General features: G+C 55.3%; 10 protein-coding genes. 6 read left to right on the top strand and 4 right to left on the bottom strand.

The annotated features are described in order from the left end of the window. Positions 1-12 precede the first annotated feature (12 nt). The 3 genes from RIB44_02805 to RIB44_02795 all read left to right on the top strand — a co-directional run bounded on the left by RIB44_02805 (position 13) and on the right by RIB44_02795 (position 2,982). Complete coding sequence (locus RIB44_02805) at positions 13-234, top strand: hypothetical protein (protein ID MEQ8615503.1); 222 nt, start codon at positions 13-15, stop codon at positions 232-234. A 63-nt stretch (positions 235-297) separates the two neighbouring features. Next, positions 298-1,197, top strand: a complete 900-nt coding sequence (xerC, locus tag RIB44_02800; GenBank protein ID MEQ8615502.1) for a tyrosine recombinase XerC — start codon at positions 298-300, stop codon at positions 1,195-1,197. 408 nt (positions 1,198-1,605) lie between these two features. After that, positions 1,606-2,982, top strand: coding sequence for a sigma-54 dependent transcriptional regulator (locus RIB44_02795; protein MEQ8615501.1), 1,377 nt, complete (start codon positions 1,606-1,608; stop codon positions 2,980-2,982). Positions 2,983-3,051: 69 nt separating this feature from the next. On the opposite strand, the gene RIB44_02790 is transcribed toward RIB44_02795, so the two are convergent. The 3 genes from RIB44_02790 to RIB44_02780 form a co-directional block, all read right to left on the bottom strand. Continuing rightward, a complete protein-coding gene (locus RIB44_02790; GenBank protein MEQ8615500.1) occupies positions 3,052-6,546 on the bottom strand; it encodes a PEP-CTERM sorting domain-containing protein in 3,495 nt (1,164 codons plus the stop codon). A 231-nt stretch (positions 6,547-6,777) separates the two neighbouring features. Beyond that, positions 6,778-8,244, bottom strand: coding sequence for an Lpg1974 family pore-forming outer membrane protein (locus RIB44_02785; GenBank protein ID MEQ8615499.1), 1,467 nt, complete (start codon positions 8,242-8,244; stop codon positions 6,778-6,780). Between the two features lie 183 nt (positions 8,245-8,427). After that, entirely contained in the window at positions 8,428-11,667 is a 3,240-nt protein-coding gene (locus tag RIB44_02780) for an Ig-like domain-containing protein (protein ID MEQ8615498.1), read from the bottom strand. Positions 11,668-11,915: 248 nt separating this feature from the next. Here RIB44_02780 and RIB44_02775 point away from each other — a divergent pair, with 248 nt between their 5' ends. Both RIB44_02775 and RIB44_02770 read left to right on the top strand, forming a co-directional pair. Further along, entirely contained in the window at positions 11,916-12,320 is a 405-nt protein-coding gene (locus RIB44_02775; GenBank protein MEQ8615497.1) for a methionine-R-sulfoxide reductase, read from the top strand. 10 nt (positions 12,321-12,330) lie between these two features. After that, on the top strand, positions 12,331-12,654 hold the full coding sequence (locus RIB44_02770) for a DUF3817 domain-containing protein (protein ID MEQ8615496.1): 324 nt from the start codon (positions 12,331-12,333) through the stop codon (positions 12,652-12,654). Between the two features lie 102 nt (positions 12,655-12,756). Here RIB44_02770 and RIB44_02765 read toward each other — a convergent pair whose 3' ends face one another. Beyond that, on the bottom strand, positions 12,757-13,515 hold the full coding sequence (locus RIB44_02765) for a TSUP family transporter (GenBank protein MEQ8615495.1): 759 nt from the start codon (positions 13,513-13,515) through the stop codon (positions 12,757-12,759). 122 nt (positions 13,516-13,637) lie between these two features. On the opposite strand from RIB44_02765, the gene RIB44_02760 reads away from it, so the two are divergent. After that, a complete protein-coding gene (locus tag RIB44_02760; protein MEQ8615494.1) occupies positions 13,638-14,246 on the top strand; it encodes a heme-binding protein in 609 nt (202 codons plus the stop codon). Position 14,247: the final 1 nt, after the last annotated feature.

The raw sequence follows: 14,247 nt of genomic DNA, 5'->3' as shown, positions 1-14,247 counted from the left end.
AAGGTTCGACCTGTGAGTGACGACATCAATGTGCTAGCCCTGGTGAAGGGCAAGGAACGGTACGTATTTCTTTACGAGGATTCTCAGCGCGCGAAGACGCTGCGAACGCTCGGTCGATTCGCCTCGAATCCCGAACTCAGCTTCAATTGGTACGATGCGGCCGTGCTCAGTCAAAAGCTGCGGAACAATGTTCCTAGTAAAGAGATTAAGGTCGACGAAATACCGTTTCAATAGTTATTCGTTTTCGGGGACCGGCGGTGCGTAGCACCGCGGCTATTCTAGTATCGTGCTGCAAATATGCGAAAGAAGATCGCTCAGTTCTTGAATCATCTCAAGCTGGAGCGGAACTCCTCACCGCACACGATCAAAGGTTATCGCGAAGACCTTGAGTCGTTCGCAGAATACTTCGCCGAGGAAGATGGCAGCACGCCTGAACCGGAGAGAATTCAAGCGGTCGAGCTGCGCGGGTTTCTCTCTGCCCTGCATGACGCCGGCTATGCGAAAACTTCGATCGCTCGCAAACTAGCCTCGCTGCGTAGTTTCTATCGTTTCGGACAGCGTGAAGGTTGGGCAGACAGTAATCCAGCTCGTGCCCTCCGCAATCCTCGCAAGGGACGCAAGCTGCCGCATTTTCTTTCGACAGACGAAATCGGCAAGCTACTGGATGCACCACTAGCGGACCAAAAACTGGGCTTGAGAGACCGGGCGATCCTGGAGACGCTCTACTCAGCGGGACTGCGTGTCAGCGAGCTCGTCGGCCTTTGCGACGGTGATCTCGACTTCTCGCAAGGGATCCTGCGTGTCCGCGGTAAGGGACGCAAAGAGCGACTTGCGCCGCTAGGCTCCTACGCAACTCGCGCCTTACAGAAGTGGATGCAGGCTCGAGAGCTTTCGACTAAAGAACCCTCGGGACGTGACGCCCCAGTGTTCGTGAATCGTTTCGGCACTCGACTCACGACCCGTAGCGTGGGCCGGATGTTAGAAAAGTATCTCCAAGAAACGGGCCTCGACAGCCGGACCAGCCCGCACACACTGCGGCACAGCTTCGCGACGCATCTGCTTGATCGAGGAGCCGATATCCGCAGTGTGCAGGAATTGCTGGGCCATAAGAGTCTTGTCACCACGCAGATCTACACACACGTCAGCACGGCAAATCTGCGTGAGGCGTATGAGAAGGCGCATCCTCGGGCATCGTAGCCCTATCGCTCCGCGATAGGAAAGCAGCCTTGAACAACTCTTCCGCCGACAAGCGTTGAGCGCATCGGGGACGTCTCCCACATCCGCATTTCCTCTCGCGGAGCGAGAGCGCTACTATAACCCGCACAATCGGCCCCTCTCTTGGGGTGCTTTCTCGCAACCTTGTTGACCCGTCGCGACTAGCGACGTACTTATTTAGCAACAACCACAGCGATCACTCCCCACAATGGCTCGTTCGAGGCGTTCTCTCCCCAAACGCCTCTTAAGCTTTTGGCTCGTTAGGTTGGTGGCATAAGAGAAAGGCCTGCGGGCCCAACGCTCACTTGTCACGCACACCACAAACTAACGACTTGGATAGGACACGTGTCTGCCGCGTAGCGACGGGTCCTCAGAGGGGAGATTTCTCGCATGTTGAATGGCTCACTGTTGGTCGTGGACGACGATCGCCAAGTTCTTGAGTCGATGACCGATTGGCTCCGCAGCGAAGGGCTGGCTGTTGACGCTGCCCGCGGTTGCGTTGAAGCGGTCGAACTTCTCAGCAAGAACGATTACGACCTGGCTCTCATCGACGTCCGCCTTCAAGACGGCAACGGGTTCGACCTGCTGGAGCAAATCCGTCGGAGTAAGCCCTCAACAAACGTCATTCTCATGACCGGCTACGGCGACGCCGACAGTGCTGTTGAAGCGGTCCGTGCTGGGGCGCTCGACTATCTGACAAAGCCCCTGATCGATGACGAGCTGCTGATGGCCCTGGAACGGGCGTTCAATCAACGGCAGGTCATGGAGGAGAACACGCAGCTCCGCAAGGAACTCGACAAGCACTTCTCGATGGGCAACATCGTCGGTCGCGATCCGCGGATGCAACGTGTATTCGAGGTGATCGAAAGCGTTGCCGACACCAAGGCGACCGTCCTCGTGACCGGAGAGAGCGGCACCGGCAAGAGCATGATCGCCCGTGCGATTCATCGCCGCAGCGACCGAGCGGGCCGCCCGTTTATCGAAGTCGCTTGTGGTGCCCTGCCAGAAAACCTGCTTGAAAGTGAACTGTTCGGCCACGTGAAAGGTGCCTTCACCAGCGCCAGCACCGACAAGGTGGGTAAGTTCATGCAAGCCAATGGGGGCACGATCTTCCTTGATGAAATCGGCACTGCTAGCCCAGCGATGCAAGTAAAACTCCTTCGCGTTCTGCAGGAGCTGGAGTTCGAGCAAGTTGGCGGTTCGGAGACCTTCAAGGTTGACGTGAGAGTGATCTTAGCGACGAACGAAGACCTGGCCGAAGCGGTTGCCGAAGGAAAATTCCGACAGGACCTTTACTACCGCGTCAACGTCATCAATATCAACGTACCGTCGCTTCGCGAGCGACGCAGCGACATTCCGCTACTCGCACAGCACTTCCTCAACGAGTTGCAAGAAGACACTAACCGCAAAGTGGCTGGCTTCAGCGACGATGCTCTCGCCGCTTTGGAGTCCTACCCCTGGCCCGGCAATATTCGCGAGCTGCAAAACGCGGTTGAGCGGGCCGTACTTCTAGGCAAGACTGAGGTCATCACTGCAGGTGACTTGCCGAAGGATATTGTGGGCTCGCCAGCGATTGCGATCCCGCGTGTTGGCCAGAAGACGCTCAAAGAAGCCCTCGAAGGTCCTGAGCGACAAATCATTCTCGAAACCCTCGAGCAGTTCGCTTGGAATCGGAACGCCACTGCTGACGCTTTGGGCGTGAATCGCACAACGCTTTACAAGAAAATGAAGAAGCTTGGGTTGGAAGAAGAGTCGCTTTCTCCCTAAGTTTTTCAAGAGGCATTGGCCGGGGTGCTGAAGCACCCCGGCCAGACGCCTCTCCCGCACGCGACGCGACTAGCGTCGCCTTCTAGAGATCAGGCTGCTCGTTGCCAGCAGGAAAAGTATTCCTGTACTTGGCTCGGGTACGCTCGTATTGAAGGCCACTGCCGGAGCGACACCACTGCCGAACTGGCGTTGCCACTCCAAGAAGTCCAAACCGTCCGAGTCCCCATCGGGCTCGACATCGCTGTCAGCATTCAGGCCGTAATCACCCTGCCACTCGGCAAGGTCCATGCCGTCGACATCGCCATCGTTGTCGAAGTCGGCCGTGAACAGCGGTGAGTTGATGACTTCCAACTGAACGATGTTGCCGAGGTAGTTCACATCGAACTCCAAGCCTGCAGGCATCGTTAGCGGTTGGTCGATGGCACTGAATACGCCGTTGATGCCTCCTGTTGCTGAGAGGATGTTGAATGTATCTCCCAACGTTGGAACGAAACCGCCTGTGAGGAACAGATCAAGCAAGCCGTCCAACTCGGCCTGACCGTTCAAGACAAGACGGTCGAAGTCCCCCAGCATGGTATCCATCAGGTCAATGTTCAGAACGCCCGTTGAGGCTTGCACGTAGTCTGCTGCATCAGCACGCCCGATTCCCGCACCGTCGATCTCAAGGTTGCCTTCGTTAACAACCTGGACTCCAACGACCGATCCATCGAGCAGTGTCAGGGTTCGGTTCGGCAGGTTGACTAGGTCGCCACCTCCGACGAAAGAGGCACCGACCTGAACCACTGAGTTCGCATTGTCGAGCAACAGATCGTCATTGAGCATGGCCGAACTACCATTCTCGAACACGGCAGTCCCGGAAATCTGAATCCGCGAAGCACCGCCGGCGAAGACGTTGATGTCACCACCGAAGTCCGTGGCGTTGGTCGAACGGTACAGACCGTTGGTTAGGTTCAACGTAGCCGTTGGCTCGAATTCGATCTCGAAGCCGTTGGCGAACACGTTTTGACCAGATCCCACAGTAACTTGCCCCTGGAAAAGGAAGGCCGCGTTATCGCGTAATTCCAGGTTGCCCGTGGAGGCGATCAACTGTCCAGAGTTCGTTGCTCCGTCCCAATCGTTGTTATTCAAGGCAGTCTCAACGATGAGTGTGCCACCGTTTTGAGCGTTGATGTTTGTCGTATTGACCACGCGAGCGGAGACGAGCCCGTTACCGACGATTCCACCTGCACCATCATTGGTAATGGTCGCCCCACGGACTTCTCCACCAAGGAGTCTCACGAGATCGGTATCGCTGGTAGTCCAACCAGAAGTGACTTCGAGGATACCGTCGCTATCGGCAGTACCGAGGGTTCCCACATCCTGAATCGCGCTGGTGAGCGTTAGCGTGCCGTCGTCAGCGAGTAGCTGGCTAGTGCCGTCGAAATCGATACTCGCATTGATCGTACCGTTTCCAACGAGGGCTCTTCCGGAAGTAGCCGAGATCTCGCCGGGACCATTGATCGTGCCGCCTTCGAGTCGGTTCACGTTGACGAGGTCGCCGCCGCTGAATCGTAGACTTACCGAGCCATCGTTCATATTTACCGTGCCGCTGATCGCCATCCGTGCGTTCGTCTGCGCAAAACCGTCAACGTTCATCGTTCCTTCCATTTCTAATTCGTTGCCAGTCAAGAAGGTTTGGTAAAGTATTCCACTGCTGTTGACGTTAAGAACACCGCTACTGTTCACGGTCCAAGCATCATTGGCGTCGTCGAGATTGACTTCGAGCCTGCCACCAGATGTTGTGTTGATCGTGAGCTCGCTAACGTCCGGGGCGGGAAAAACTACCGAACGCCCGTAACTGTCCAATTCTGCGGCGTTGATGATCAGCGGAGCGTCGAGCGTAAAGTCGGGGGCATTCAGGAAGATAATGGGAACTCCGCCCCCGTCCAATCCGACGGTTCCACCACTGAAGTTCAGAACCACTTCTTCACCGACCTGCCCACCAGCAAAGAAGATGTTGCCTGGGCCATTGAACAACGCGGCCTCTCCCGGATCTACGGTATTGAAAGTTGAAAAACCAGTCACGGCAAGCGTCGCACCTGCGGCGACGTCGACTTCTGCATCGGAGTTCCAGGTGACGTTGGCGGCAATCCGTGAAGCACCGTTGCCCTCAACACGCACGTCCGCGTCATTCGAGATCCCCAGGGTCGCGTCGTCGCCAATCTGGATATCGCTGCCAGACACCGTCGGCACGGTGCCATTCGTATTATTGAGTGTCAGCCGACGCTCCATCGTCCAAGAGCCATCAGTCACATTCAGCGACATTGAACCGCTGTTAAGCGTCAGAAACCCATCAGCACGATCGTTGCCCTCAAAGGAGTCAAGATTCATATCAAGGAATCCACCCGCTTCAACAATGATCTCGTTAGTTGACGCTCCGCCACCATCGAAATCCATGTCGTCGTCGTTGATCGTGACGGTGGCACCGGCCCCGACGGTAAACCCAGCGTTGACGCCATTCATCTGAAAGTCGACACTTGCTCCAATCGTGGCGTCGTCATTGAAAATGATGCGACTATTGTTGTTGATCGTCCCGTCATTTGCCGTGAACGCTGTATCAAACTGCAAAGTACCGTCGCTGTCGAGCACGTTGATCGTGGTGGTTGACTCGCTCATGGTGATCGCTCCCCCCTGGAGGTAAGCGACGTCAGCGGGAATTGCGGGAATGATGAAAGGAAAAGTCCCCGACTCGGGAACAAAACCGTTTTCAACATTCATTGTGCCGGCGAACTCCCAGGCATCCTCGATATCAAGCGTCGAATTGTGACCAAGGTCAATCACACCGTCGAAGTCGTCGTCAACCTGTACATCAATGTCCAGAGTCTGATTCCGCGTGATGTCCAGCGCACCACCGCCTGTAACGCCATCCAGATCAATGCGTGCATCGCCATCAATGGCTGCAAGCGTCAAGGTTCGAGCTGCTGGAGTTCCGCCCACCAGCACGATTCCCGTCGTGACCGTTCCAGGACGGATCACTCCGTCGTTGTTGAAGACAACCGTTGGTGAGCCAATTCCATCGCCACTACGAATGAGTCCGTTGCCATAGAGTGTGCCACCACTTTCAATGTCAAACAGACCAATTCCGGCAGGGTCAATCATGCTAGTGAAGCCCGCGTTTTGATAGGTGGCACCGTTTCCAACCGTTACGCCGTAAGTCGATACGGAAGTCGGAGGAAGACCCACCAGATTGTTCTCACCAGCACGAATCGTCGTACCAGCTCCGGCGAGCGTGATCAGTCCGTTCACGTCAAGAAAGTGGTTCTTCGTATTGAGCGTGATGCTATTTGAGAGGTCTAGGGACTGGATCTCGTTGTCCATCGCCATGTCAACCACATTGTCGGTATTGAACACGGCATCGTCATCGGGATCGGGCTCGTCGATCCCGGTCCAATTGAAAATATCCCCATCCCAAGGGTCATTCCCTCCTACCCAAGTGCGAATTGCGGCTGAAGACGGCGTTAAGGCGAGTGCTAGCGACGTAAGTGCAGCACACAGCGCTAGATTCAATCGTTTGACAACAGACATGACTGACTTCCTTCTCCCGAGAGCGAAATTGCAGGCTTTTGGGAAGCTCTCTCCGATTTAGGCAAGTAGCCGGTGCGGACGAGAGAACTCTCCCAAAGAACAATCAATTTCCGGCTGTCAGAGATGACAACAGATCGCAAGAAAAAGTCAGAAAGTGCGACGAAAGAGGCGCAAATGTAGAATCGCGAGGAGTAGGCGAGATAGCCGTTCAAGCTGCGATGAGAAACTCGCCTACCACATGACGCCGCCACCGACATTGAAACCGAAGAAACCGAGATCGGCGTCCTCGCTGGAGGCGCTCCCCGCATTGCCCCAGATTTGGCCTTCCATTGCTGTGGAGAACATCCACTGCAGGCCATTATCGTGAACGTCGCCCAGCCATTGTAGACCGACCCGGGCCTCGCCAATGGATAGAAGGTCGTCACGCAAGGTTGTCCGTGTCGTGGTGAACGGTGTCGATAGGTCGAGATCTTCACCGGCTACCATCACGGACTCTCCGTCGCCAAACAGGAGCGAGCCTCGTGCCGAGCCCATCAGGCGAACTTTACCGAAGAGAGGACGACTCGCTGCCAACGAGACCGTTGGGCCAAATCCTTCCAGGTACTGACAAAAGTCGATTCTGCCGCGCAGCGTGTTCACGCTGTTGCGTAACTCAGCAAGGTAGTTCTGTTCGCTCGATGCGTAGCGGATGCCGTAGCCCACTTCGAGATTCCAAGCATTCAAACGGCTTCGCTTGAGGGCTTCCAAATCAATCGTGTAGACATCCAGTCCGCTGGCAGCCGTGAAGACATCCGAAGGGACGTTCGTCGAAATGTCGATGTCGTCTGCGACTGGGTCAAAGTCGCCGAAGTGAGGATGGGAAACCCGGCCAAATCCGTTCGCGGGAGAGGCAGATTCGACGGCGGGGCTTTCATCAAATTCCCACCAAGTCACTCGCCATCCCCAGTGGTCGCTGAGGCTCATACCCAGCCATACCCGGGGGGAGAACTCCAGGTCATAGTCGAAGCTTCGCTCGGTGAACGTCTCAACGCTTGCGCCATTGCTCGTCATCACTGTCAGCGCATTGTTCTGGCTGAAACGCGGTTTTAAGAGAACGTACTCGACTCCAACCTGAAAAGTGCTGCCGCCACATGAAGCTTCGCACCCGCCAAGCGAGCAACAAGGATCTTCAATACACGAACCGCAGTCCAACTTGCAAGAACCAACGTCGCAATAGCCATCATCGCAGCCGCAGCTCGCTTCACATCCGTAACTCGACTCGCATCCGCAGCTAGCCTCGGGGCAACCACATGCTGGGTCATCGCAACCGCACGAGGGCTCATCGCAGTAAGCCACCTGCTCGACGAAGTCATCGACGGCGCTATCAACCTCCTCGTTGTACAAAGCTCGGGAGGCATCGTCTTCAAGCAGATAGCTTGGTCGCTGACCGTAGTCGGCAGACTGCTTGGCATCGACTTGGCGAAGGTCGTTGAGATCCTCTTCGCTAGGCGGCGACGTTTCTGCACGCAACTCAGGATTGAACTCTGCCGCAACTTCGGCAAAGTCGCGCTCTGCGAAATGACTGCCCGAGCGTGCAGGAAATCGCTGCTTCTGCGCGTACGCTGGCTGAAGCAGAATCATCGAAGCCACCAGCGCGACAGCAGCACGCGGGATAAGTCTAAAAGGCAGTTTCGAGAGCCAATCGAAGTAGCAACTCACTTCGGCACACCTTCGATCATGCCTGAGGCGAAAACCCAGGTCACGATGCTAGCACAAGTGTGCCCCCCTGCAGTGCGGCAGGTGCGCTGAATGTGCGCATAGCTACCGCTACCAGAATCATCGGCTGCCTAATCATCAAAGTTTAACAAGTTCAGCGGACTGGCTGGTTTCTAGTTCGTGCCTCTAGATCACGACGTTCACGACTTCAAATGTGATCGTGACATTGTCCGCTTTGAAATCAGAATTCACGGCTCCAAACGTCAAAGTAAAGGTGCCGTTAGCACTAGGTGTCCAAGTGAACTGCCCTCCGTTGCTAATGCTCGGTTGGTTCTGCGCGTTGGGGACATTCTCAGAAAGTGAAAACGTGACGCCTGGAACTGGGGTGTCGATGTCAGAGACTGTCGCAGCGAAATCGAAGCTAAACAGATTATTCCGCTGGACCTGGATCGGCTGGCTCAGATCGGGCGTTGTGCTGCGGCCCAGAGCCTGCTGAATCGCACTAGCCAGTTGCCCGCGATCAATCACGGGGGCGTCGTTGACGCCAGTGATCGTGAGCGTCACCGTGGCCGTATTGCTATTAGAGAGACTATCGACGGCCAAATAGGTGAATGATATCGTATCGCTCTCGCCCGCTCCAAGCGAATCGAATATCCCGCTCGGGTCAAACGTCACTTCGCCAGATTGCCCAACCATAATGGTAGCGTCACGTCCTCCAGTACTAGTCACAGGCAGATTTGTGCCAACTCCCGAGTTCATCCCGTTGACCGCGAAGACCGTCAGCGAATCGCCATCAATATCCTGATCGTTGTCTAAGACGTTAGCACCGACAAGCGCCGTATCCTCGTTGGTCGTGAAGTTCGCTCCGCCATCATCAACGGCATCGGGCGCATCGTTCCTTCCGGCGACAGTAATCGTCACCGTCTGAGCAGGGACACTTTCACCGCCGTTAGCATCCCTGGCGGTGTAGTTGAACTGAACGGTCGCCGAGTCGTTGGCACCGAGATCATCAAAACCACCCGGAACGCCCGGTTGAGGGTCAAACGTAAAGGTTCCATCGGAGTTGACCGTCAGCTTGCCGTTGTAAGTGCCCGTTGTGTCCATAACGTCAAGCTCCATGCCCACGTTGGTCGTCTGTCCATTCACCTGCGAAACCGTCAAAGCAGCGTTGCCGCCATCGTCGGAGTCGTTACCCAAGACGCCGAACGCACGGTCCGTGACAGACAGCGTTTCATCTTCGTTGGCATCATAGGAGTCCGTCTGCGTCGTCGGAGGCGTGTCTACCCCACGTACGGTAATCTTTGAAGGCACATTGACCACGGCTCCGCTGCTATCTTCCACACGGGCAATAAAATCGATCTCGACGGTATCGTTGATCGGAATGTCCGCGAGATAATTCGGATTGAAAGAAATCCGCCGGTTGACGCTGTCAAAGGAGAAGCCCTGCTGAGCCAAAACTCCGCCCAAGCTGAAAGTGCCGGCGTTGTCCTCCTCATCAACATCATCGACGGCAGCGAAGAAGACCATCGGATCCAGATCGTTCGCACCAGATTGCTCATCTATTGTGAACATGGGCACAAGAGGCATATTCTGATTGTCGAGCCTTTGTGTTGGAGCGTCGTTGCGGCCAAGAATGGTGACCGTCGCGTTCGCCATATCGGTGCCACCATTCCCATCACTGATGGTGTAGGTAAACGTATCGGTTACTTCATCACCCTCATCAAGACTCTCGAACTGACCATTCGGATCGTAAGTGACACGGCCTTGCTCATCGACCGTGATCAAGGCACCACTCGACGGATGCGTGAACTGCTGACCAACGTTGAACTGCGTTCCGTTGACAGAAACTCCCGAAACCACAAGCGGATCGCCATCGGGGTCGCTGTCATTGTCTAGCAAGTCAATCAGGCCCATAAGTCCCAGCAGCGTCGCGTCCGCGTCCTCACTGATGTCGAACTCATTCGGGTAGGCAACGTCGTCTACAGCAACTGGAGAAGCGTTACGAATGGTGATGCGGAAAGTCTCCGTGTCGGCGGGGCTTTCATTAAAGCCTGTACGATTCGTGCTGTTATCGGTGGCGGAAATCGTAAACTCGAAAAACGGCGTGACACCAGCAGGAGTATTGCTCTTAATCTGTTGAATCTGTTCCGCGGTTGGCTGGAATGTGAAAGTCGTTGAGAACGCACCTTGTGAATTGCGAACGGTTTGTAGTGGCGCGGCAATCATCCCCCCTGAGAGACTGCTATTGGTGATCTGGAAGATGATCGAATCACTCGGTCGGCTGGAATTGATCCCCGCGTCCGGATCAGTGGCGTTGAGAGTCACCATGACCGTCTCACCGAAAGCAACGGATTGATTAGGGATTTCTTCGAGGTCGGGCTTATCGTTTGTCGGAGTGATCACAACCCGCGCATCTTGTGCTGCAAAACGATTGCCGTCATCGGTGATTTTCACCTCGATGAGTCGTTCCACCGCTGGATCATCCGAGGTGCTATTGTAAGTGAGCGTGCGCAACACGTTTTCGTATTGCTCGACGGTAGGCTGCACACCCATGGTGGTGCGGATAATAAGACTTGTAGCTCCATTCGGCCCAGCGAGCTCAAGATCATTCGGTGCCAAGACGCTTTCGTCCACCTGAATGGTCTCTCCTGGCAGCGGAGATTTGATCCGTACTTCGACCAAATTGAGTGTGCCACCTCTCGCGAAACTAATCCCAAAATTCGGGCCAACCAACGGCACTTCGGTGTCAGCAATGGGGGTATTGGGATCTCTTTCCGTGAACATGAACCCATCGTTAGGGACATCCAAGTCGAAGACCGGGTTATCGTTGACGTTCAGCCGAAACGCATAGGAATCTGAAAGGGGTGTCCCTTGCGCGTTGTTCCCGCCGTCTACGCCACTCCCATCATCACTGGCAATGATGAAGAATCGGAAACTATAGTCCGGCTCATCCCCCGTCATGGCGGCTTCGGCGTCCGCTGCGATTCGTTTTGCGTCCAACTGGGCTTCACTGGGCGTCCAACTAAAGTCCCACTCATTGTTCGCAGAATCGAAAGTTAGCGTAGCGCCTGAGGCCGTCGCTCCGTTGTTGCGTATGGCTTCGTCAGGGTCGAGTGAGAGGAAAATATCCTCTAAAGCTGTCGCGTTTGCGCCGCCATCGCCATAGTTGCTGTTACTGACGGGAACGCTAAAGGTGATGGCCTCACCGGGTCGGAACTGCGCCGAGGTTACCGGAGCTGTGAGGCCGTCCATCGCTGAGTCTACAAACTCCGGCGCACATTCGTTGATCCCCATCGGCCCTGAGACGCTCAACACCCGGCGTCCCTCAAGAATCTCGTATTTCAGCGAACGGCCTTTGAAAAACTTGACTCGACGACTACGGTTAGCTTTATCGCGAAGATTACGGAACATCGACTTAGGAGACATGGTGTTGCTCAATGCTGATTGTTGAAAGCAAAAAACCCGCGGGGACGACCGACGTGGAGAGACCGTAGTCTACCCACCCGTAGATGGGCATTGCAAACGAAAGCCCCATATCCTTCAGGCCGAATCCAGCACACCTTGTTACTCAACAACGATGACGAGACGGGCCTGAAAGAAGTCGCACCTGATCAACAGACTGATCTTGATTTGAGTTCGACGTAAACCCTGCCCAGCAAAGAGTTAGGAGTCCGATGGATAGTGAGAACACAGCATACAACCCGCTCAACGACGAAGAAACCTACGTGATCGTCAACAAAGGGACCGAACGCCCTTTTACCGGCGAGTACAACGATTGGAAAGCCGAGGGCACTTACCTCTGCCGCCGTTGCAATGCGCCGCTCTACAGCTCAGACGATAAGTTCGACAGCGGCTGCGGCTGGCCGAGCTTCGACGACGAACTACCCAATTCCGTCGCCCGCCACCCTGACCCCGACGGCCGCCGCACCGAGATCGTCTGCAAAAATTGCGGCGGTCATCTTGGCCACGTTTTTCACGGGGAGAGGAAAACTCCGAAAGATACGCGGCACTGCGTGAATTCTCTCTCGATTCGTTTCATCGAGAAAGGGAAAGAACTGCCCGCTGTCATCCAACCTTAGCAAACCGCCAATGGATCGTGATCTCAAATTCCTCAGCCGCCTGAGAACACTCAGCCTCGTCGAAGGCGTCTCCACGCTCTTGCTATTCGGCGTCGCCATGCCGCTGAAGTATTTCGCCGACATGCCCCAGGCAGTGCGGATTGTCGGTTCCGCGCATGGTTTTCTGTTTGTTTGCTTGGGCGTTGCTTTTTGGGTCGCGATCTCACGCGTACCGATCCCGCACAAGCTGGCCATCACAGGGATTATCGCAGCAGTCTTTCCCTTCGGACCGTTTCTCTTCGATCATCGACTGCGAGATGTTGAAGTTGCTGACGATCAAAGAGATTCTAGCTAGTAGGGGTCCGTAAAATCATAACCCGAAGCGTAAGCGAGGGAGAACGCCAACCAGCGTTCTCCCTCGCTTACGCTTCGGGTTATGATGATTGGTGGCATCCCATTAGAACAACGGGGCTAATATCGAGGCGACCGCAACCAACAGAATCAACACATACGTAATCCGCCGAAACAAGGGCTTCGATAGCCGATGCCCCAAACTCAGACCCAGCTTCAAACCGATCAAGATCACCGGCATCACCACTAGCGCCGTCGTCGCAGCCGGCAAAACCTTGCTGCCGTAGTCCCACCAGAAAGAAGCCGCCACCACCGGCAACGCAATTGCCGAGCAGAAGAACAGCAGCGCCCGCGACTTATGCGCGGTCCAGTCCAAGGCATTCACATAGATCACCATCGGCGATCCCCCCATCGCGGCAAAGCCCATCAGAAACCCCGAAGAAACAAACGCCAGCGCCTGCCAACCGACGCCCAGGGACTCTCTTGGCTTGACGCGGAGCCCCCATAACAGACTCACGACCACCAGTAAAAAGAAGCCGACAAGCTGCTTCGACTGCGCCAAGTTGAAGTGCTGATCAACCAGATAGGCGGCATAAGTACCAAAAGGGATCGCCAACAATCGAAACGTCACCGGCAGGACCAGTTCACTCTTCACAAGATGCGATCGTAGTTTCCAGGCCCCAGCGATGTTTTGCACAGCGGTCGAAGTGAGATTGATCGTCGCCGCTTCGGGAATCGAAAACCCGACGAGGACCAACAACGGTACTCCTAACAACCCCGAGCCGAAACCAACCGCACCCTGGACAACGCTGCCAAAAGCCATGATGAGGGCAACGAGGGCGATTTGGTCGAGAGGGTAGGTCATGAGGTGCGGCTATCTAGCACGATTCTGAATCCACGGAGTACCTGCGAACGAAACCACTTGAAGACTTGCAGATTGCCGGGACTCGACTCTATCTGATTCTGACCACCTATTAAGCGAATACAATGAAGCGCAAGAAAATGATTCTCTATGGATTCTTCACTACGCTAATCGTCGTTGGCTTTCTGGCCTGGAAATACACCTCGCGAACGGCCTACGAAGCGGCTGAGTATACCGTGGTCGAGTCCGAAGGCGACTTTGAAATCCGTGATTATCCCGAGTTGGTCTTGGCAACCACCGAAATGCGTTCGCGATCACCAGAGGGTGACGGCAGCGGCGATGGAAGTTTCATGCGACTGTTCGGCTACATCAGCGGCGAGAACGAGCAGCAACAAAAGGTCGCCATGACCGTACCCGTCTTCATGGAAGCCGGTGACAGTGAGGAATCAGGTCAGATGGGCTTCGTCGTCCCCAAGCAAGTCGCCGCGGACAACGTTCCCGAACCCACGAGCACACAAGTGAAAGTGCGTAAACGCCCAGGCGGACGCTTCGCCGTCATCCGCTTCTCCGGCAAGATGACCGAAGCGAAGATTGCCGAAGCAAAGGCGAAGCTCGAAAAGTGGCTGGCAGAAAAGGAACTCGTCGGCAAAGACAATTACGAATTCGCCGGCTACGATCCCCCGTGGACGCCGGGGTTTTTGCGAAGGAATGAGGTGCTGATACGGGTTGAGTGAA

The organism is Lacipirellulaceae bacterium, assembly GCA_040218535.1.
Taxonomy (GTDB): domain Bacteria; phylum Planctomycetota; class Planctomycetia; order Pirellulales; family Lacipirellulaceae; genus Adhaeretor.
This window is presented reverse-complemented; position numbering and strand designations above follow the sequence as displayed.

Bases quoted from the DNA above. Each gene is read 5' to 3' on its own strand.
- xerC (MEQ8615502.1), top strand. From the start codon at position 298: ATGCGAAAGAAGATCGCTCAGTTCTTGAATCATCTCAAGCTGGAGCGG.
- RIB44_02795 (MEQ8615501.1), top strand. From the start codon at position 1,606: ATGTTGAATGGCTCACTGTTGGTCGTGGACGACGATCGCCAAGTTCTT.
- RIB44_02790 (MEQ8615500.1), bottom strand. From the start codon at position 6,546: ATGTCTGTTGTCAAACGATTGAATCTAGCGCTGTGTGCTGCACTTACG.
- RIB44_02780 (MEQ8615498.1), bottom strand. From the start codon at position 11,667: ATGTCTCCTAAGTCGATGTTCCGTAATCTTCGCGATAAAGCTAACCGT.
- RIB44_02775 (MEQ8615497.1), top strand. From the start codon at position 11,916: ATGGATAGTGAGAACACAGCATACAACCCGCTCAACGACGAAGAAACC.
- RIB44_02770 (MEQ8615496.1), top strand. From the start codon at position 12,331: ATGGATCGTGATCTCAAATTCCTCAGCCGCCTGAGAACACTCAGCCTC.
- RIB44_02765 (MEQ8615495.1), bottom strand. From the start codon at position 13,515: ATGACCTACCCTCTCGACCAAATCGCCCTCGTTGCCCTCATCATGGCT.
- RIB44_02760 (MEQ8615494.1), top strand. From the start codon at position 13,638: ATGAAGCGCAAGAAAATGATTCTCTATGGATTCTTCACTACGCTAATC.